This is a genomic window from Tepidibacillus sp. LV47, from assembly GCF_048381575.1.
GTDB lineage: Bacteria > Bacillota > Bacilli > Tepidibacillales > Tepidibacillaceae > Tepidibacillus.
This window is the reverse complement of record NZ_JBLWIF010000008.1, coordinates 41947-58943: the sequence shown is the minus strand read 5'-3', so window position 1 is coordinate 58943 and position 16997 is coordinate 41947. Positions and strand designations below refer to the sequence as shown.

General features: G+C 36.2%; 20 protein-coding genes, 1 pseudogene and 1 riboswitch. Of the genes and pseudogenes, 13 read left to right on the top strand and 8 right to left on the bottom strand.

Annotation, left to right across the window (positions count from 1 at the left end; translation table 11 throughout):
- The first annotated feature begins 72 nt into the window (after positions 1-72).
- Complete coding sequence (locus tag ACMW72_RS09680) at positions 73-462, top strand: hypothetical protein (protein WP_418368630.1); 390 nt, start codon at positions 73-75, stop codon at positions 460-462.
- A gap of 62 nt (positions 463-524) precedes the next feature.
- On the opposite strand, the gene ACMW72_RS09675 is transcribed toward ACMW72_RS09680, so the two are convergent.
- Positions 525-653, bottom strand: a complete 129-nt coding sequence (locus ACMW72_RS09675; RefSeq protein ID WP_418368629.1) for a hypothetical protein — start codon at positions 651-653, stop codon at positions 525-527.
- A gap of 144 nt (positions 654-797) precedes the next feature.
- Here ACMW72_RS09675 and ACMW72_RS09670 point away from each other — a divergent pair, with 144 nt between their 5' ends.
- Positions 798-1244: a CBS domain-containing protein gene (locus tag ACMW72_RS09670; protein ID WP_418368628.1), complete on the top strand. Its 447-nt coding sequence runs from the start codon at positions 798-800 to the stop codon at positions 1242-1244.
- Here ACMW72_RS09670 and ACMW72_RS09665 read toward each other — a convergent pair.
- The gene (locus tag ACMW72_RS09665) at positions 1241-1384 is read right to left on the bottom strand and encodes a hypothetical protein (RefSeq protein ID WP_418368627.1); all 144 of its coding nucleotides are present in this window, start codon (positions 1382-1384) and stop codon (positions 1241-1243) included. The genes ACMW72_RS09670 and ACMW72_RS09665 overlap by 4 nt on opposite strands.
- Before the next feature lie 236 nt (positions 1385-1620).
- Between ACMW72_RS09665 and ACMW72_RS09660 the strand changes: the two genes are divergently transcribed.
- The 6 genes and pseudogenes from ACMW72_RS09660 to ACMW72_RS09635 all read left to right on the top strand — a co-directional run bounded on the left by ACMW72_RS09660 (position 1621) and on the right by ACMW72_RS09635 (position 8164).
- Positions 1621-2352, top strand: coding sequence for a (Fe-S)-binding protein (locus tag ACMW72_RS09660; protein WP_418368626.1), 732 nt, complete (start codon positions 1621-1623; stop codon positions 2350-2352).
- A complete protein-coding gene (locus ACMW72_RS09655) occupies positions 2349-3770 on the top strand; it encodes a LutB/LldF family L-lactate oxidation iron-sulfur protein (protein WP_418368625.1) in 1422 nt (473 codons plus the stop codon). Before ACMW72_RS09660 ends, ACMW72_RS09655 begins: the two co-directional genes overlap by 4 nt.
- Positions 3767-4471: a LutC/YkgG family protein gene (locus ACMW72_RS09650; RefSeq protein WP_418368624.1), complete on the top strand. Its 705-nt coding sequence runs from the start codon at positions 3767-3769 to the stop codon at positions 4469-4471. Before ACMW72_RS09655 ends, ACMW72_RS09650 begins: the two co-directional genes overlap by 4 nt.
- A 139-nt stretch (positions 4472-4610) precedes the next feature.
- Positions 4611-6029, top strand: a complete 1419-nt coding sequence (locus ACMW72_RS09645; RefSeq protein WP_418368623.1) for a Na+/H+ antiporter NhaC family protein — start codon at positions 4611-4613, stop codon at positions 6027-6029.
- 240 nt (positions 6030-6269) lie between these two features.
- Positions 6270-6863: pseudogene (gene prxU, locus ACMW72_RS09640) on the top strand (thioredoxin-dependent peroxiredoxin); the annotation flags it as partial.
- 191 nt (positions 6864-7054) lie between these two features.
- Positions 7055-8164 carry a UDP-N-acetylmuramoyl-tripeptide--D-alanyl-D-alanine ligase gene (locus ACMW72_RS09635; protein ID WP_418368622.1) on the top strand — a complete coding sequence of 370 codons (1110 nt, stop codon included), beginning with the start codon at positions 7055-7057 and terminating at the stop codon, positions 8162-8164.
- A 78-nt stretch (positions 8165-8242) separates the two neighbouring features.
- On the opposite strand, the gene ACMW72_RS09630 is transcribed toward ACMW72_RS09635, so the two are convergent.
- Positions 8243-9298 carry a CapA family protein gene (locus ACMW72_RS09630; RefSeq protein WP_418368621.1) on the bottom strand — a complete coding sequence of 352 codons (1056 nt, stop codon included), beginning with the start codon at positions 9296-9298 and terminating at the stop codon, positions 8243-8245.
- 156 nt (positions 9299-9454) lie between these two features.
- On the opposite strand from ACMW72_RS09630, the gene ACMW72_RS09625 reads away from it, so the two are divergent.
- Positions 9455-10003 (top strand): peroxiredoxin, encoded by a 549-nt coding sequence (locus ACMW72_RS09625; protein ID WP_418368620.1) that lies wholly within the window; start codon positions 9455-9457, stop codon positions 10001-10003.
- A gap of 135 nt (positions 10004-10138) precedes the next feature.
- A complete protein-coding gene (locus ACMW72_RS09620) occupies positions 10139-10690 on the top strand; it encodes a GNAT family N-acetyltransferase (protein ID WP_418368619.1) in 552 nt (183 codons plus the stop codon).
- Here ACMW72_RS09620 and ACMW72_RS09615 read toward each other — a convergent pair.
- The 4 genes from ACMW72_RS09615 to ACMW72_RS09600 form a co-directional block, all read right to left on the bottom strand.
- Complete coding sequence (locus ACMW72_RS09615) at positions 10687-11337, bottom strand: ATP-binding cassette domain-containing protein (RefSeq protein WP_418368618.1); 651 nt, start codon at positions 11335-11337, stop codon at positions 10687-10689. The genes ACMW72_RS09620 and ACMW72_RS09615 overlap by 4 nt on opposite strands.
- 11 nt (positions 11338-11348) lie before the next feature.
- Positions 11349-12026, bottom strand: a complete 678-nt coding sequence (gene modB, locus ACMW72_RS09610; RefSeq protein ID WP_418368617.1) for a molybdate ABC transporter permease subunit — start codon at positions 12024-12026, stop codon at positions 11349-11351.
- 11 nt (positions 12027-12037) lie between these two features.
- Entirely contained in the window at positions 12038-12820 is a 783-nt protein-coding gene (gene modA / locus ACMW72_RS09605) for a molybdate ABC transporter substrate-binding protein (protein ID WP_418368616.1), read from the bottom strand.
- A gap of 55 nt (positions 12821-12875) precedes the next feature.
- Positions 12876-12998: riboswitch (molybdenum cofactor riboswitch) on the bottom strand.
- Between the two features lie 97 nt (positions 12999-13095).
- Positions 13096-14121 (bottom strand): aldo/keto reductase, encoded by a 1026-nt coding sequence (locus ACMW72_RS09600; RefSeq protein WP_418368615.1) that lies wholly within the window; start codon positions 14119-14121, stop codon positions 13096-13098.
- Between the two features lie 178 nt (positions 14122-14299).
- On the opposite strand from ACMW72_RS09600, the gene ACMW72_RS09595 reads away from it, so the two are divergent.
- Entirely contained in the window at positions 14300-14668 is a 369-nt protein-coding gene (locus tag ACMW72_RS09595) for a hypothetical protein (RefSeq protein ID WP_418368614.1), read from the top strand.
- Positions 14669-14699: 31 nt separating this feature from the next.
- On the opposite strand, the gene ACMW72_RS09590 is transcribed toward ACMW72_RS09595, so the two are convergent.
- Positions 14700-14999, bottom strand: coding sequence for a thioredoxin family protein (locus ACMW72_RS09590; protein WP_418368703.1), 300 nt, complete (start codon positions 14997-14999; stop codon positions 14700-14702).
- Between the two features lie 288 nt (positions 15000-15287).
- Here ACMW72_RS09590 and ACMW72_RS09585 point away from each other — a divergent pair, with 288 nt between their 5' ends.
- Both ACMW72_RS09585 and ACMW72_RS09580 read left to right on the top strand, forming a co-directional pair.
- Entirely contained in the window at positions 15288-15506 is a 219-nt protein-coding gene (locus tag ACMW72_RS09585) for a YneF family protein (RefSeq protein ID WP_418368613.1), read from the top strand.
- A 273-nt stretch (positions 15507-15779) separates the two neighbouring features.
- Complete coding sequence (locus ACMW72_RS09580; RefSeq protein ID WP_418368612.1) at positions 15780-16958, top strand: ABC transporter substrate-binding protein; 1179 nt, start codon at positions 15780-15782, stop codon at positions 16956-16958.
- Positions 16959-16997: the final 39 nt, after the last annotated feature.

Below are 16997 nucleotides of genomic sequence, written 5' to 3'. Positions count from 1 at the left end.
CTATTCTATATAATTAAGACGAGGTCTATTTTGAAATGATAAACTTTAATTCATGAATGGAAAGTGATAAGGATGGAAGAAAAATTAGCGATTGATATATTTGTTCAATTTTCAACCAGGAATTTATCTGAATTTAAAAAGGCCATTCCAAAGATAAAAATGATTTTAATGAAAGATCTACAGTTAGATGATCGGTTTCATCCAAAAAAGTATGTTCGTTATTATCTTACTTTGAAAATCCTAAGAATGTCTGACCAATTGCCGATTCATCAAGATTTTAATATTTCACACCAACGGATTGAACGGATCCATAATGCAGCACTTACCCTTGATCTTTTAGAGATGAAACTTCATTCGTTAACAGGTTTGAACGAGGATTTGTTTTGTCATATTGAGGTTGGCGGTATTTATGTTCTGAATGGTGAAAAAGAAGCAAATGCAGAACCGTGGTATAAAATTTAAAAGCAGACGATATGAAAATGTCGTCTGCTTTTTTTAGCTTTTTTTGAAGTATAGTCTTTTTGTTATCGCGTTTTTTTATTAGGTTGAAACTGTTCAGCATTTTCTTTTGCCATTTGCATTTCTTCATAGTATCCTTTATTGTCAGCATTCACCCTAAGTTTTTGTGGTTTTTTATGTTTTTCTTCCCCCATTATGAAGCCTCCTTTAAACGCTGTTTTTCATATTGTTAGATGGAAAACATGATTTCATGTATGAAACAACTTGTCTATGATTGACAATAATTAGAAATATGGTACAGTTAAAAACGTGGGAAACGTTTTCAAGGAGAGATGATGATGCAACAAAAAGATCAATTCCGGGATCAGATTATGTCGAAGGAAATCGGTTCTCTCATTGTGCCTAAACAAGAAGTAACCACAGTAAATTCAAAATGGAACTTAGAACAAGCTTTAAAAAAGTTAATGGAATCTGGTTGGTCATCTGTTCCAGTTTTAAATGATCAAAATGAAGTAGAAGGGATTATTAGCAAATCGTCTATATTAGAGCATGCAAGGTTAGAAAGAGTGCCATATTATCTAGATTTCCAAAGAAAATTTGTTCATGAATCTATGGAAAAGAAAATACCTACGTTAAGCGAAGATACCATTTTGCGTTATGGCATTGAACTATTAGTCGATTGGCCTTATTTACCAGTTGTAAATCAGCAAAAAAAATTTAGTGGTATTCTTACTCGGAGGTCTGTATTAGATTATTTGTTAAAAGTATTTTATGAAGAACACTAATCGTTATAGCTTTTCGTTTTATGGTAATCCTTTACTTCTATAATAAAGGCAGAAAATGATCCTAAAAGAAAAAAGATCGATGCAATAAGGGTTAACAATCTAGCGATGACTTTAAATTGCGCATCAGATTTATTTGGCATGATATCCCCCCTTAATACTTTTGTTATTACTAAGATATTCAAAAAATGGGGAACTGATATAGACATTTTTAATTTATACTATTTGAGAATAAGGTATAAAATAATGCCAATTTTTTTAACTTTCTATTGAATCGTATGCAATTGTGGACTACAATGAAATTGTAGGCCATAATTAGGTTCTGTTTTTTTACCGGTCATCTGATGACCATATAATCTTATGAATGGGTGTGAGGTGTGTGAAGGTTTCTCTTTTTGCAACTTGTATTACCGATATGTTTTATCCCAATGCGGGAAAAGCTGCAGTCAACCTATTACGTCGTTTTGGCGTCGAGGTGGATTTTCCCCAAGGGCAAACCTGCTGTGGGCAGCCTGCTTATAATAGCGGTTACATAGAGGAAGCAAAGCAAGCTGCAAAGCAAATGATTCGTGCTTTTGAACATAGTGAGTACATCATTGGTCTTTCTGGTTCATGTAGCGGGATGTTAAAGAAACATTATGTGGAGTTGTTTAAAGAAGACCCCGAATGGTATCTAAAGGCAGTTGAATTATCAAAAAAAGTATACGAATTCTCCCAGTTCTTTGTTGATGTTTTGGGAATTACGGATGTTGGGGCAGAGCTTGATGCAACCGTAACCTTACACATATCGTGCCATACACGTCGGGTTTTGGGGGTTATCGATCAACCAGAAAAAATGTTAACAGCTGTAAAAGGCCTAAAGTTTGTTCCTTTGCCAAATGCTGAAGATTGTTGTGGATTTGGGGGCACATTCTCTGTGAAAAACCCTGAAATCTCTGAAGAAATTGTCCAAGAGAAAACAGAACATGTAGAAGAAACTGGCGCAGAAATATTGGTGGGTACGGACATGGCTTGTTTGATGAATATTGGCGGCCGTTTACGGCATAACGGGAAACCGCTTCCAATCATGCATATCGCAGAAATTTTAGAACGGGGGTTGGAGCAAAAATGAGTAAAGAAACCCACCAACGGTTGGTTGAACGTGTTAATAAGGCTAAGCAAGATCAATTCCTGAAACAATCGTTACAAAAAGCCCAAACTCGATTTCGTGAAGGAAGAAAAGCAAGAGCGAATGAATTAGGAAATCTTGAGGACTGGAAAGAAAGAGCAAGTCAGATTCGTAGACACACGATCGAAAATCTGGATAGTTATTTAGAACAATTTGCGAATAATGTTCGCAAGTTAGGAGGAAACGTTTATTTTGCCAGCACGGATAAAGAGGCAATCGATTACATTAAAAAAGTGGTGAAAGAAAAAGATACCCATTCGATTGTAAAATCCAAATCGATGGTATCGGAAGAAATGCATTTAAATAAGGCATTAGAAGCAGAAGGAATTCGCATGGTAGAAACGGATCTAGGGGAATATATTATTCAACTTGCAAATGAAACCCCTTCCCATATCATTGTTCCTGCGATCCATAAGAATAAGGAACAAGTGGCTGAATTATTTTCCAAGGTGGCAGGAAAGAATTTACCTTCTGATCCCCATGAACTTACCGAGTTTGCACGGCAAACCTTAAGACAAGAATATTTTAAAGCAGAAGTAGGAATTACCGGGTGTAATTTTGCGGTCGCTGAATCGGGTTCATTTGTTCTGGTTACCAATGAAGGGAATGCGCGGATGACGACCACACTTCCAAGAACTCATATTGTGATTATGGGAATGGAACGGATTGTACCTACATGGGAAGATTTAGATGTCGTCCTTTCTTTATTACCACGTCATGCAACAGGACAAAAAATCACTAGTTATGTAACAGCGATAACAGGACCAAAACAGCCCCATGATATTGATGGACCAGAGGAATTGCATATAGTGATTGTAGATAATGGACGTTCTGGGATACTAGGGACAAAATATCAAGAAGTACTAAAATGTATTCGTTGCGGCGCATGCTTAAATGTTTGTCCTGTTTATCGCCATATTGGCGGTCATGCTTACGGAAGTGTATATCCGGGACCAATCGGTGCGGTATTATCTCCATTATTAAGTGATAAGGAAGATCATAAAGAATTGCCATTTGCATCCACCTTATGTTATGCCTGCTCAGAAGTTTGTCCAGTGAAAATTCCATTAGCAGAGCTGTTGATTGAACATCGTAAAGACTTTGTCGAGAGCAAGAGATCTTCTTTTGGCGAACGGATGGCGATGAAAGTTTTTGGAATGGTCGCTGGAAGTCAAACTCTTTATGAAACAGCTGCCAAAGCAGCTCATTCATTAACAAAGCCGGTTACGAAGGATGGTTACTTCAATAAGGCGCTACCTGTTTTACGAAATTGGACGGATGTAAAAGATTTACCAAGACCAGCAAAAGAAACCTTTAGAGATTGGTGGAATAAAGAGGGAAAGGATGCTGGTAAACAATGAGTCAAGCTTTGAATCATAACCAAGAAAGCTTCTTAAATTATATTTCAAAACGATTGGGACGTGAGCGTCGTTCCAATGTAACGTCGCCAAAATATAGTCAATTTCCTTGGGATCATCTCTATCAAGATTTAAACCAAGAAGGTTTAATTCAACAGTTTATTGAGAACCTCAAGGCGATCTCAGGTAAAGTTATTCGTATTCCCTCATCTCAAGTCGCAGAACAAATTTTACAAATTGTTAAGGAAATTCAAGCAAAAAGGGTCATTAGTTGGGATGATCCAAGATTAGATGAATATGGGATAGAAGAATTCATCAAAGAAAAAGTCGAATATATGAAATGGGATATCAATAAAGATTTTGAAACGCTAACCCAATATGCTGAAAAAAGCCATTTGGGAATTACGTTTGCAGAATTAGGTTTATCAGAAACAGGTACTATTGTCCTTTACAATGAAGGCGGAAAAGGAAGAAGTGTAAGTTTACTTCCAGAAGTTCATCTTGCGATCTTGCCTTCTAATAAAATTGTACCTCGGTTAACGCAAGCCATGAAAATGATCAAAGGAACACTTGATGAATACGGCCGTTTACCTTCTTTAATTAATTTCATCTCAGGTCCTAGTCGTACGTCGGATATTGAAATGGTATTAACCACAGGGGTTCATGGTCCTAAGAATTTGTATGTTTTGATCGTAGATGAATAGAAAAATACCATAAAAATAGAGTACCAGTTGATTTTTGGTACTTTTTTTTTTTAAAATTTTTGTTTTGTTGGATGTATAGACTTTCTTGTCCATAACCATACTAAATAGGAAAATAAAGGAATGAAAGGATGTGAGTAAGATGGCTTCATGGTCAGCAATGATTCCATTTCTCTTGGTAATTCCCATTTCAATCATTACGCAGCAAGTAGTTCCTGGTTTATTCCTAGGCTTGCTTGTAGGAAGTTATCTGATGGAACCTAGCATTTTGGGAGGTTTAAAAAAATTTCTATATTATCTTGTACATAATTTAGTCCAAACGAATAATATACGAATCATTATTTTTTTATATGTATTTGCAGGTCTAGTGAGCATGATTAAATTAACAGGAGGAATAAAAGGTTTTGTTCATTTAGTCAGTAAAAAGGTAAAAACGAAACGTTCCGCCTTTATGCTTACATGGTTATCAACGATTGGGACATTTAGTGATCCTGATTTTCGCATTGTGACTATTTCTCCGATCATGAAGGCTTTAAGAAATCGCTTAAAATTATCAGCACAAGAATTAGGTTTTGCGATCGAAGCTACTTCAAATCCAGTTGTAGCAGTGATTCCTATTGCCACCGCATTTGTTGGTTATATGGTGTCAGTAATTCAACTATCTTTAGAAAAAGTTGGTATTCATGACAAACCCTATACCGTTTATGTAAAAAGTATACCGTTTAATTTCTTCTCATTTGTCATGATCTTAGTAGGAATCTATTATAGTTTCTTTAAACATTCTAAGGAAACAAAAATGGGTAAAGCAGAGGAAAATCCCCAAGCTGATCAAGGGGAAGAAGCATTAAATGCTTGTTATCGCGCTTATGAAAAAGATACACCCATTAAACCTTGGAATTTAATTTTACCCTTAGCGACTGTTTTAACGTTAACTTTGTTCTTGAGTTGGTGGGATGGGCATAAAAAAGCAAAAAGCTTTTTTGATGCGTTTATTCAAAGTGATGCTCTTGGTGTAATGTTGGAAGGATTATTTATTACTCTCATTCTTTCTATCGGCTTTTTTTTAGTTCAGAGGTTTAAGTTAAGTGAACTGTTAACCCATTTTGTTAAAGGTGGAAATGAATTAATGTCAGTGATTATTCTTCTAGCATTAATTTGGGGAGTTTCTGATGTATCGGAGGACTTGGGATTTTCTAAATTTATTATCGCTCATATTGGCAATTGGATTCCCCATTATTTTATTGCTCCTGCTTTGTTTTTGATTGGGGCGGGGATTTCCTATTTCATTGGTTCGTCTTGGGGAACATGGGGATTGTTGATGCCTTTAGGAGTATCATTAGCCCACTCTTCAGGTACAAGCGTTCTTTTGGCAATAGGAGCTGTTTTTTCAAGTGGAACATTTGGAGCGTTTGCTTCTCCACTTAGTGACAATACGAATACATTGTGTACGATTCTAGACTTGCCGATCATCGAGTATTCACGCTATAAGTTAGTTCCTTCATTAGTGGCAGCAGGAATTTCGACCGTACTTTTTGGAGTAGCGTCATTCTTGTTTAAATAGGTCCAAAAGCATAAAGTACATTTTGATTTTTAGTGACACTCGTTTATAACAGTGAAAAGTTAGTTTACAACAAGCAATTATGAAATTGATTCAGTTCAAAATATCGAAAGTGCAGAAAATGATTGATTGGTAAAAACTGTTTTGGTAAAATTTAGTTTAAAGAAATGAATAAAATTTCTTTAGATTCTATAAACTACCCTATGGAGTCTACAATTTATTTGACAACGAGGAGGAAATAAAATGGTTCAGGTTGGTCAAAAAGCACCAGATTTTACTGCGAAAGCATATTATCAGGGTAAATTTACTGAAGTAAAGCTTTCGGATTATGCTGGAAAATGGATCATGCTTTGCTTCTATCCAGGCGACTTTACTTATGTCTGAGCGACTGAAGTAGCAGCAGTTGCTGCTAAAAAAGCAGAGTTTGATGCACTTGGTGTTCAAGTCCTATCTGTAAGTACGGATAGCATATTCGTCCATAAAATGTGGAACGAAGAAGAACTCTCCAAAATGGTTGATGGCGGAGTTCAATTCCCAATGCTTTCTGATAATGGAGATATTGGCCGTAAATATGGTGTATATAAAGAAAGTGAAGGGGTTGATATGCGCGGACGTTTCATCATCGACCCAGATGGTGTCATCCAAGCAATGGAAGTTCTTACACCTCCTGTTGGACGTCGTGTAGATGAGGCACTTCGTCAAATACAGGCTTTCCAACATGTTCGTAATTCGAACTACACAGAAGTGACACCTGCAGGTTGGACTCCTGGCAAACCTACATTGAAGCCAAACCCCGAATTGGTAGGTAAAATTTGGAAAGAATGGAAACTTTCATAAACCCATTTATATACATTAAATCGATGAAAAGGACGCTTCATTTTGAAGCGTTCTTTTTCTGTAAAAGAAAGTATCAGTTTTTCGTTCAATTTTAGGCGACCCTTTTTTCATTATTTCACATACTATAAACTACCAAATCTCATAAGAAGGCAGTGGACTGTTTTTATATAGTACTGGAAGGGGGGATGAAATTGGCCAAACCTCTGATACTAAAGATTCCTGTCATTGGAATTACAGGAAGTGCGGGAAAGACAACGACAAAAGAAATGACGGCATCGATATTACAACAAAAATGGAAAGTATTTAAAACAAAAGGGAATGCCAATACTTATAAAAATACATTGAAATATGTAAAGCTGATTCGCCCTTATCACCAAGCCGTTGTTCTAGAATTTGGAATGTTACATTTAGGTGGAATAAGAAAGCATTGTCGGATCATACAGCCGAATATCGGGATTATAACGAATGTAGGGACTGCGCATATTGGTAATTTTAACGGCAAAATCGAAGGGATCGCAAGGGCAAAATCAGAATTAATTCAAAATATGAAACAAACGGGAACATTGATTTTAAATGCAGATGACAAGAATTCCCAATTACTTCGTACAAAAGGGTTTCGGGGGAAAATCGTCACGATCGGGATCAATCATCAAGCAACTTACCAAGCGAAAAATGTAAAGTATGTTCGCAATGGAATGGAATTTGAAGTATCTCTAAAGGGGGAAATGCATCGTTTTTATATTCCAACCTTTGGTATTCATAACATTTATAATGCGTTATTCGCAATCGCAGTTGCAGATCATCTAGGGTTCGATGCTGAGTTGATCAAACGGGGACTAAGAGGATATACTAAACCTCGTAGAAGATTAAATGTGTTTACTCTTCCTCAAGGAATTCAAATCATTGATGATACGTATAGTGCTAATCCCCATGCGATGAAAGCCGCGATAAAGGTTGCCTCTGATATTGGAAATAAGAACAAAATAGCTGTACTAGGAACGATGTTAGAGATGGGGAATTATTCAGTCAAGGCTCATAAAGATGTTGGAAGATATTTGGCGAAACATCATTTTCATTATCTTTATACTTTTGGTAAACAAGCAAAATATATTGCCGATGGTGCAATTGAAGCTGGTTTTCCACGAAGCCATATCATGACTTTTTTAGAAAAAGGAAAAATGCACGCAAATCTCATTACCAAAATAAAACCGAACACAACCATATTGATCAAAGGATCTCATGGAATGAAAATGAATGAAACGGTTCATTTTTTAATCAATTACTACAAGAAACAAACGTAGGAAAATTTAATCTATATAAAAAATGGAGGGAATTCATATTCTCTCCATTTTTCGTCAATCATCAAATACTTTTTCCTTTTATCTGGCTTTTCCTTTTAAATGACTCGTCGTATTACTCCAAACCATTTTCATGGTATACAAATCATTTTTCGTTAACCATTGATCTGGGTTTTGTAAGAATTTATTGATCGGCAATACGCGAAATTTGGGGATTCCTTTTGTCGGTATTTTCTGTACCCATGTAGGAATATAGTAAATATCTTCAATGGAAGTACTGCCCGAAGAGTCCTTATGAATGACTAATTTTAAAATCATTCCGCTATCGGCATGAATATTCTGAAACATTCGATCAGAAATAAAATTTCCTAAAGAATAGATAGCGAAAACCTGTTTTTCGGTCTCATCGATCCTTTTTATTTTTTTGGTTACCATCGGTTGAATAACATGGGGATGTGAGCCAAGTATGATATCGGCACCATTTCTCCAGAGAAAGTCGACGATGTTTTTTTGTTTCTCATTGGGATAGCGATGAAATTCTCTGCCAAAATGCAAAGCCACGATGACTATATCAACTTTGGAACGAACCAACGCAATATCTTTTTGCATCTTCTTAAGGTGAATTAGGTTCACAAGCCATGGTGTATTTTTAGGAACTTCGATATAGTTCGTCCCATAGGTATAAGCGAAAATTGCGATTTTAATTCCTTTTAGATTGAGAATAAGCGGGGTGCTGGCTTCTTTTTGGTTACGAAATGTTCCCGTGTGAAGCAGTTGATTGCGGTCAAGTACATTTAATGTGCGTTTTAGCCCTTTTACTCCTCGGTCCATACAATGGTTGTTTGCTGTCGTCAATAGATTAAAACCTATTTTTTTTAATGTCGTGGCCAATTCATCAGGACAGTTAAACATGGGGTACTTTGTCTTCGGATTACGTTTTTGATAAACCTTTTCTCTTCCAGAAAAGGTAGTTTCTAAGTTCCCAATGGTTAAATCAGCGTCGCGTAAAAAAGGGGCTACCTCTTGAAACATCGAATCAAAGGAATACAGATCTTTTCCGGGGATTTTGGCTGATGCAATCTGTTTCCGCCACATTAAGATATCCCCTACTGCGGCAATTGTAATTTTCGTAGCCATAAGATCCCTCCTTATTTATCCAACATATGCAATGAATAAACAAGGAGTTATGGATTTAATATCCCGAAAATTTTTCGAGAAGGAGTTGTTGTATAGAAAACAAAAAAACAGGAAAACTTATAGGTGCTATGAATAATTTTTTAAGAGGTGACTGAAATGCCAGAACGTTTAGTAGGGAAAAAAGCTCCCGATTTTACAATGGAAATAGCACTTGGAGATGGAAAAAATTTTGGAAAAGTCTCCTTATCCGATTATAAAGGAAAATGGTTAGTTTTCTTCTTTTATCCATTAGATTTTACATTTGTATGTCCAACGGAAATTACCGCTTTGAGCAACGCCTATTCACAATTTAAAGAATTAAATTGTGAAGTACTAGGATGTAGTACAGATAGCATTTATTCTCATCGAGCGTGGATGAATACCCCAATTGAGGAAAATGGAATAGGTAAGTTAAATTTTCCACTCGCTTCTGACCAAACACATCAAGTAAGTAAAGATTATGGTGTATATATTGAAGAAGAAGGTGTTGCTCTTCGAGGATTATTTATCATTGACCCCGATGGCGAGCTCAAATATGCAGTGGTTCACCATAATGATATTGGTCGTAGTGTCGATGAAACATTGCGTGTATTACAAGCCCTTCAATCAGGAGGACTTTGTCCAGCAAACTGGAAACCAGGGCAAGCACAGCTTACTGCCAAGTAATCTAGGATTAATAGAAGCATCAAGTGAAGTCTGCTTGGTGCTTTTTTTTGCGCAAAAAGAAAAGTCATGACATAATACAAGGTTTGGAAGTATGATAAAAAGAAAGTAATTTTTGTTCCATAGAGGGAGACGGAAATGAGGAATCATATGATTGAATTACGCCCCTTTGAATGGAAAGATGCAAAAGAATTGTATGAAATGCTTCGGGATCAAGAAGTCCATCAATATCTAGATATGGTATTGAACACCTATCAAAACTATGAGGAATGGTTGCAAAAAATCGAATGGTTAGAAATACTTGGCGAAGCTTACCATCGCTGTGTTTGGAATGAAGAGGAAAAGTTAATCGGTGAAGTCTACTTAATCAATATGGATCAAGAAAATAGAAGAGCGGAGATGGGAACTTGGATTGGAAGGAATTATTGGGGAAAAGGGTATAATCGTCTGATCAAAGAGAGGGTTTTGAGTGAAGCTTTTACACGTTTATATTTAGAAACGATTTTACTCTTCATGCAAAAAGAAAATCAGCGTTCAATTCGTTCGTTACAAAGGTTACCTTACATTACGAAACCGTTAGATGAACAATACCAAGATTTGATCAAGTATAAGGAGTATAAGTTGGGCAAGCCGATTGAATTATTGATTGTAAAAAAAGAAGACTTTTTCTCGTCTTCTTCCTTTGCTTAAATCCGCTCTTCTTTCATCATTTGTCCTTGATAGAGATAGAGAATAATATCCCCTAAGATTCTAGCTTCTTCCCGATCATGAGTGACTAATATAAATGGAATTTGCCATAATTGATGAAGTCGTTTTAGTTCTTGGCGGAATTCTACCCTAGTATCATAATCAAGAGCAGAAAAGGGTTCATCGAGTAAGAGAAGTTTGGGAGAGGTGATCAAAGCGCGTGCTAGTGCTACTCTTTGCTTTTCCCCTCCAGATAGATTTGCGGGATAACGTTGAAACAAATGCTTCACCTTTAGTTGGGAAGTTAACCGTTCGTATTCGTTTTGATCTAATAGCAAATGTTGATGCTTAACCCCGTAGAGGATATTTTGCTCTACGGTCATATGGGGGAAAAGGGCATAATCCTGAAATACATAACCAATCTTCCGTTGTTGCACAGGAAGGTCAATTTTCTTCTCCGAATCAAAAAAGACGGTTTGATTCAACACAATTTTTCCTTGATTTGGTTTTGTCAGCCCGGCAATCGCATTTAAGGTGGTTGTTTTTCCTGAACCAGATGGGCCAAAAAGAACGAGGATCCCATTTTCAAACGTATAATCAACATGTAATGTAAAGTAGGGTAATTTTTTTTCGATTTGAAACTGAAGCAATTTGCTCTCTCCTAACCCTGTTGAATTTTTTTTCGACTCCACCAATTTAACCAAAGAACTGAACCAAAACCAATAAAAACCATCATTGCTACCCATAATCCTGCCAACTTCATATCTCCTCTTTCGACAGCAAAGTAAATGGCAAGGGGGATTGTTTCCGTTTTTCTTGGAATGAAGCCAGCAAACATCAATGTTGCACCAAATTCCCCTAATGCTCTTGCAAATGAGAGAATAAATCCTGCTAACAACCCTGGCCAAGCTAAGGGTAACGTGATTGTTAAAAAGACTTTCCAGTTGGACGCACCAAGAGTTTTGGCTGCTTGTTCCAATTTAGGATCAACCCGATAAAACGCTGCTTGGGCGCTTTGATACATCAAAGGAAAGGCAACAATAATCGCGGCAAGAACAGCTCCCCACCAAGTGAAAACCAGTTGGATATGTAAGAATTGGTCGAGGAACTTACCAATGATTCCTTTTTTCCCGAAGACAAAAAGCAAGCCGAATCCTACTACCGTAGGTGGAAGGATTAATGGGAGTAAAATAATGGCTTCAATGATCGATTTCCCTGGAAATTGCCGAGTGGACAACATTCTTGCTATTAATGTAGCCACAATAAAATCAAAGAATGTAGCGATGGATGCAATTTTAAAAGATAAGAAAAAGGGTTGTAAAAACGTTTGATCAAACATAGGAACTCCTTTTAAGACTGAAGTGGGATAAATCCATATTTTCTCATCATCTTTTGCCCTTGTTGACTATAAAGAAAATCGATAAATGACTGGGCTTCTTTCTTAAATTTACTCTCTTTGATGATCGCAATAGGATAGACGATCGGATCATGCCATGCTGGATCAATTCTAGTAACGGTTAGCATTTTCTCCTCTTTTATGATATCGCTAGTATAAACAATTCCTGCTTCGGCGTTTCCCGTTTCTACATAAGAAAGGACTTGGCGAACATCTTTGGTATAGACTAATTTTGGTTGAACTTTGTTCCAAAGGTTAAGATGTTCTAAGACTTGTTTTGCATATTTTCCTGCAGGAACATTTTCTGGGTCACCAATGGCAATATGCTGAACCAAGGGAGAGTCTAAGCTTTCTAGGCTTGGGCTAACTAATTTTAACTCTGGATCCATAACAAGAACTAACTGATTGGTAAGTATGTTTTTTCGTGATCCTTCTAGTAATAAGCCTTTTTTCTCTAATTGATTCATTTTCTCTTCTGATGCGGAAATAAAAAGATCAACGGGTGCTCCTTGTTCAATTTGCTGTGTTAATGTTCCCGAGCCGCCAACGTTATAATGAATCGAAATATTGGGGTACTTCTTTTCAAATGTTATTTTGATTTCATTCATAACATCTGTTAAACTTGCGGCGATGGAAACGGTTAATTCCGTTTTATCTAAGGTCTTTTTTTGTTGGTTACAAGCAGCCGTTATGAGTAACATCCCTAAAAGAAATAGCAGCAAAAACGCCTTTTTCATTGACTCATCTCCTTAAATAAAAAGCCGCCAACTCTGTTGAAAGGAAAGAGTAAGCGGCTAAATAGACTGTTTTCCTTTCCAACAGGGAGGCATAGTCGTTTCCTTCTATACCCTAATCGGCCTATGCATCATAGTTAGATCAAACCTTAGATGAATAGGCTCGGAAAACTGATATTCTTCTATACTCATTATACTAACAAAGTTCTATTTTATTTGTAAATTCATTGGTAAAAATTTTATGGGATGTTCATAAAAAATTCATAATCGAGTTTCGATTAGCCGACAATTTTAGCGGGTTTGTTTTCACTGTTAGCAAAGGGTTGAGCTAGTCTTTCTTTATAACCATTGACCCAAAGAGATTCAATTTGCTCCATTTCCTCTTGGGTAAGAGGAGGGAGATCAGAAGTTTTTGCAAACTCTTTTAAATTTTGTTCATTCGTAATATTAGGGAAGACTGATTTTACCATTGGTCGAGCCAAAGAAAAGAGGATCGCCAATTGGCCAACGGTACGACCCGTTCCTTCGTACAAAGGTTTTAATTCTCGTACCACTTCAAGTCCCGCTTTCATCCATTCGATGGGGCGGTGATTGCGATGGTCACTTTTATCAAAGTGTTTATCAGGATCATAACTACCATCTAATAATCCAGAAGCATGGGGAACACGGACAATCAGGGAAGTTTGGTGTTTTTCTGCATGGGGGAAAAAAGATCGTGCAGGATCTTGTTCAAGAATGTTATTGATGATATGCACCACATCATATCTTTCAATTGCCGCCAAACCTTCTTTTTCCCAACCAAGATCTGGGCCCAAAGCCACACCATAATAACGAATTTTGCCTTCTTCTTTCAATCGTTCTAAAGTTTCTAAAACAATATCACTTTGAATCGTACTCATTCTCGGATTATGTAATTGATAGAGATCGATGTAGTCTGTTTTTAAACGTTTTAAGCTTTCTTCTAGAGAGCGGCGCAATGATTCAGGACGCCAATCTTGAGGAAGTTCAGAGTGTCCGGTTCTTTCACCACGATACGTATAGATATCGTAACCACCTTTTGTCGAAATAAAGATTTCATGGCGTTTGTCTTTTAATACTTCAGCAATAATCGTTTCTCCTCGTCCATTGCCATATACGTCTGCCGTATCAAAAAAATTGATCCCATAATCTTCATAAGCAGAACGTAAAAGCCTCTTACCGTATTCTTCGTCTGTTACACCCCACCATTTGGTAGCAACGGTCCATACACCAAATCCAATTTCCGAGACTTGTAAATTCGTATTGGGAAGTTGACGATATTTCATGGAATCACCTCTTAAATATTATAATCACTGTGAGTATAGTGTAACATGAGTAAAAATAATTGGGTAGTATAATCTCATACATTAGAGATAAATATATGTTTTTAAAAAAAGAAGAAAATGGTATATTAATTGAAAATGAGATTTTTAAGTTTCATTACAATAAAAAGGGGTAATCCAATTGAATATCTTAATCACCCTTTATTTTATTTTGAGTTTTTTACGGTTAGCGACTAATTTTATGTATTTATTTCTTAATTTTTTCCATACGACTTGGGTCGATATCCATTTTGCTTTTGCGATCATTGGAATCGCAATGAGCTTATTTATGATTTCGTATATGTCGCAATTAAGGGAACAATTTCAAGCCTATCGAAAAAAGGCCATCATTCTTCTACTATTTGATTCTATTTTTTTTGTTTTGGGATTCATTCTTTATCCTCAATATTTAAAGGAAATCAATCTATATGCAAATGCAATATTTGGTCATCCAATTACATTTCTTTTAAATCTTGTTTTTATTATATTCCTTTTAAAAAACAGAAAATAGCAGGTCACTTATCCTGCTATTTTCCTTTCACTTAATTTTCCTCTTTTTTATCTTTCTCTATTTTGGTTTCCTCTTCTTTTAATAATGCCGCCCAAACATCCTCGTAGTTTTCTTCTTTTTTTACATAATTTTTGATGGTGTAATAGAGGTCATCAGGTGTACGCATTCCAAATAAGGTCTGAACCACTTCTCCATCGACAAAAAGTTTAAAAGAGGGTGCAGAAGTAACTTGATATTTTTCCACGATTTTGGGGGAGAAGTTGACATTGCATTTAAACGCCGGAAATTCAGGTAATTGGGGTAAAACTTGTTCAAGAAATCGCTCCGCGATTTCACATTTTCCTCAGAAAGGGGTGGAAAAAAGGACCAATACAAAACCATTCTTTTTATCAATTTCTTCCATGATTATTTTTTCATCTGTTTCTTTCATCCATTTCCCTCACCTTCAAAAAATTTCACTATGATATCATACCTAAGGTATATAAAAAAAACAATATTTTACTCATGAAACAGTCTTGGGTCATGAAAACGAATTGGACAAATTTTTGAAAAGCCCTTCTACTCTAAACTGAATTTCGTTAATATAAAAATTAGAATCATTGAAAAAAGGGGAATTTATATGAATATCGTTATACCAATTATTACATTTGTTGTTGGAGCAGTAGCAGGTTTTGCTATCGGTGTATTTTATCTGAGAAAACAATTTGCTAACATGGCGATGGACCAAAAACAAATTCAACAGATGGCAAGAAAAATGGGGATGAATTTGAACCAAAAACAATTGAACCAGATGAGCCGAATGATCAATAACATGAATAGGTATAAAAAGAAAAAATAATAGAGACTAGATTAGAAAGCGAGGTGAATAAACCTCGCTTTTTTACTTAAATTTAGCAATTTTCGCAGATCTATTTGTCATAGAATATTTGTTTAAATTTTTTGAATAGATAAAATATAACAAGAAAATAAAAGGAATTTTGCGATACTTTCGAATATTTGATATAGTTGGCGGAAAATCGAACGTGATAGTTTTCCATGAAACATGTAGTATGAAACTTAAAATATTCAGACATTAATCCTTTAAAGAAAAAATGAAAGGGGAATTGGTTAAATGAAAAGGTGGATAGTTTTCCTTGCAATCATAGCAATGGTGGTGAGTATCACAGGGTGTGGCGGAAGTAAACAAACAGCAGGCAGCAATTCAAATGAGGCAAAAACGATTAAAATTGGAATTGATTTAGAATTGTCTGGTGGAGTGGCCGCATTTGGTTCTTCTGCTTTAGACGGTGCTAAATTGGCTGTAAAAGAAATCAATGCAAAGGGTGGGGTATTAGGAAAACAACTTGAATTAGCGATTGCAGACAACGCTTCCAAAGCGGAAGAATCAACACGTGCTATCCAAAAATTAATCTCAGATGACAAAGTCGTTGCCGTGATTGGTGCAGCAACATCTGGAAACACCTTAGCTGCTTCTACAGTAGCGATGGAAAAGAAAATTCCTCTCATTACACCTTCAGGAACAGCGACAAAGGTAACGGTCGATGAAAGAACAGGAAAAGTAAAAGACTATATTTTCCGTACATGTTTTATCGATCCATTCCAAGGTACGGTAATGGGGAACTTTGCTGCGAAAGATTTAAAAGCCAAGACTGCAGCGATCTATATCGATTCTTCAAGCGATTATTCCAAAGGACTTGCTAAATCTTTTGAGGAACAATTCACAAAAAATGGAGGACAAATTGTAACCAAAGAATCTTATCAACAAAAAGATACAGATTTTAAAGCGGTATTAACGCGGATTAAAGATAAAAATCCTGATGTCATCTATGTTCCTGGATATTATGAAGAAGTAGGTAAAATTATTAAGCAGGGTAGAGAAATGGGAATTACTGTACCGTTTTTAGGTGGTGACGGTTGGGATGCACCCCAAATGCTTGAGATTGCAGGAAACGCAGCATTAAACAATACTTTCTTCTCCAATCATTATTCTGCAGAAGATACTTCTCCTGAAGTACAAAAGTTCGTCGAAAATTTCAAGAAAGAATACAACAAAGTACCAGATGGTTTTGCTGTTCTAGGTTATGATAGCGTTCAGTTAATTGCTGAGGCGATTAAAAATGCTGGAAGCGCTGAACCCACAAAGATTAAGGATGCTCTAGCTCAAATTAAAGATTTTAAAGCCGTTTCTGGGACAATAACCTTTAATGAAACCCATGATCCTGTTAAATCAGCGGTTATTATCGAATATAAAGACGGTAAACAATCATTTAAAACAAAAGTCAATCCATAAAATCAGTAGTCAGAAGTTGAAGGTCAGAAGTCAGAGGTT

Excerpts from the sequence above, each read along its gene's own strand:
- ACMW72_RS09580 (WP_418368612.1), top strand. The coding sequence starts at position 15,780 with ATGAAAAGGTGGATAGTTTTCCTTGCAATCATAGCAATGGTGGTGAGT.
- ACMW72_RS09600 (WP_418368615.1), bottom strand. The coding sequence starts at position 14,121 with ATGAAATATCGTCAACTTCCCAATACGAATTTACAAGTCTCGGAAATT.
- ACMW72_RS09625 (WP_418368620.1), top strand. The coding sequence starts at position 9,455 with ATGCCAGAACGTTTAGTAGGGAAAAAAGCTCCCGATTTTACAATGGAA.
- ACMW72_RS09650 (WP_418368624.1), top strand. The coding sequence starts at position 3,767 with ATGAGTCAAGCTTTGAATCATAACCAAGAAAGCTTCTTAAATTATATT.
- ACMW72_RS09630 (WP_418368621.1), bottom strand. The coding sequence starts at position 9,298 with ATGGCTACGAAAATTACAATTGCCGCAGTAGGGGATATCTTAATGTGG.
- ACMW72_RS09620 (WP_418368619.1), top strand. The coding sequence starts at position 10,139 with ATGAGGAATCATATGATTGAATTACGCCCCTTTGAATGGAAAGATGCA.
- modB (WP_418368617.1), bottom strand. The coding sequence starts at position 12,026 with ATGTTTGATCAAACGTTTTTACAACCCTTTTTCTTATCTTTTAAAATT.
- ACMW72_RS09655 (WP_418368625.1), top strand. The coding sequence starts at position 2,349 with ATGAGTAAAGAAACCCACCAACGGTTGGTTGAACGTGTTAATAAGGCT.
- modA (WP_418368616.1), bottom strand. The coding sequence starts at position 12,820 with ATGAAAAAGGCGTTTTTGCTGCTATTTCTTTTAGGGATGTTACTCATA.
- ACMW72_RS09675 (WP_418368629.1), bottom strand. The coding sequence starts at position 653 with ATGGGGGAAGAAAAACATAAAAAACCACAAAAACTTAGGGTGAATGCT.
- ACMW72_RS09645 (WP_418368623.1), top strand. The coding sequence starts at position 4,611 with ATGGCTTCATGGTCAGCAATGATTCCATTTCTCTTGGTAATTCCCATT.
- ACMW72_RS09680 (WP_418368630.1), top strand. The coding sequence starts at position 73 with ATGGAAGAAAAATTAGCGATTGATATATTTGTTCAATTTTCAACCAGG.
- ACMW72_RS09670 (WP_418368628.1), top strand. The coding sequence starts at position 798 with ATGCAACAAAAAGATCAATTCCGGGATCAGATTATGTCGAAGGAAATC.
- ACMW72_RS09665 (WP_418368627.1), bottom strand. The coding sequence starts at position 1,384 with ATGCCAAATAAATCTGATGCGCAATTTAAAGTCATCGCTAGATTGTTA.
- ACMW72_RS09585 (WP_418368613.1), top strand. The coding sequence starts at position 15,288 with ATGAATATCGTTATACCAATTATTACATTTGTTGTTGGAGCAGTAGCA.